This is a genomic window from Frankia sp. AiPs1, from assembly GCF_023716945.1.
Classification (GTDB): Bacteria; Actinomycetota; Actinomycetes; order Frankiales; family Frankiaceae; genus Frankia.
Genome location: NZ_JAMQQF010000888.1, coordinates 1 through 1599, shown reverse-complemented (window position 1 = coordinate 1599; position 1599 = coordinate 1). Strand labels below are relative to the sequence as shown.

At 74.2% G+C, this 1599-nt stretch carries 1 protein-coding gene and 1 pseudogene; both read right to left on the bottom strand.

The genetic code is table 11. The annotated features are described in order from the left end of the window. Positions 1-488: pseudogene (locus ND748_RS31610) on the bottom strand (hypothetical protein); the annotation flags it as partial. Continuing rightward, positions 485-1459, bottom strand: a complete 975-nt coding sequence (locus tag ND748_RS31605; RefSeq protein ID WP_251749953.1) for an RluA family pseudouridine synthase — start codon at positions 1457-1459, stop codon at positions 485-487. The gene ND748_RS31605 and the pseudogene ND748_RS31610, both read right to left, overlap by 4 nt. Between the last annotated feature and the right edge of the window lie 140 nt (positions 1460-1599).

Here is a 1599-nt window from a genome sequence, read left to right as displayed (position 1 = left end):
GCCTCGGCCGACTCGTCCCGGCCCGTCCGCCCACGCCGGACCCGTTGCGCCAGCCGGCGGGCCCGGCAGGCCTCCCGATCGGCGGTGCCGGCGAGGCGGGACCGGGCGGTGTCGAGGATGCGGAACACGGTCGGCAGCGCGGCGTCGTCGAGCCGGTCGAGCGGGTTCACGGCGGGCCAGGCCGCCGTCAGCCGGGCCTCGACGATCGGATGGGCAGCCACCGCGGCCGGCCCGCCAGAAGCCGGCACACCTGAAGCTGACAAGCCTGAGGCCGGCACACCTGAGGCCGGCACGGCGATCGGTCCGGCCTCCGCGGGCGCGGTCGGCAGGGCGCCGGAGGTCACCAGAACCTCGGAGGTCACCAGAACCTCGGAGTTCAGCAGAACCTCGGAGGTCGACGGGACGTCGGAAGTCGACGGGACATCGCGAGGCGGCAGGACGTCGGAGGTCGACGAGGACGGCTTGTCGATCGCCACCGGTTCGGTCATGCCTGCTCCCGCAGCTTTTCCACCGCCTCCGCCAGGTCGGCCGGGTCCGGGCTGGTGAACTCGACCGGGCCGCCGTGACCAGGATGGTCGAACGACAGGCGGGCCGCGTGCAGCCACTGCCGGGTCAGGCCGAGACGCTCGGCGAGGGTGGGATCGGCGCCGTAGGCGAGGTCGCCGACGCAGGGATGGCGCACGGCCGACATGTGCACCCGGATCTGGTGGGTCCGACCGGTCTCCAGGCGGATCGACAGCAGCGACGCCGAGCGGAACGCCTCCAGCAGGTCGTAGTGGGTCACGCTGGGCTTGCCGTCCGCGACGACGGCGAACAGCCCCGGCCGGCGGGGATGGCGGTCGGTCGGCGCGTCGACGGTGCCGCTGAGCGGGTCGGGATGACCCTGGACGACGGCGCGATAGCGCTTGTCCACCTGTCGCTCGCGGAAGGCCCGCTTCAACAGTGTGTAGGCACGCTCACTCTTGGCGACCACCATCGCGCCGGAGGTGCCGACATCGAGGCGGTGCACGACCCCCTGCCGCTCCGCGGCGCCCGAGGTGGAGATGCGGTAGCCGGCCGCGGCCAACGCTCCGATCACGGTCGGCCCGGTGAAGCCGGGGGCCGGATGGGCGGCCACGCCGGGTGGCTTGTCGACCACCACGATGTCGTCGTCGTCGTACAGGATGCCGAGACCCGCCACCGGGGTGAGCTCCACGGTGACCGGACGCGGCGGCGCGGGCAGCCGCACCTCCAGCCAGGCGCCACCGCTGACCCGGTCGGATCGGCCGCGGATCCGACCGTCGAGGCTGGCCTGACCGTCGTCGACGAGGGTGGCGGCCGCGGTCCGCGACAGCCCGAACATCCGCGCGATCGCGGCGTCCAGGCGGATCCCGTCGAGCCCGTCCGGGACCGGCAGCGACCGCAGGTCTCCCGTGACGTTCGCGTCTGCCCTGGCGTTCACGTCTCCCCCGGCGCTCATGTCTCCACCAGCGCTCACGTCTCCACCGGCGCTCACGTCTTCCCCGGCGCGGGTCACTGCTTGCCCGGCCCGTTGCCGCCTCGGCCGGCGGCGTCGGCGGGCGGGTCCGCCCGCAGAGCGCCGCCGTCTCCGCCGACCGC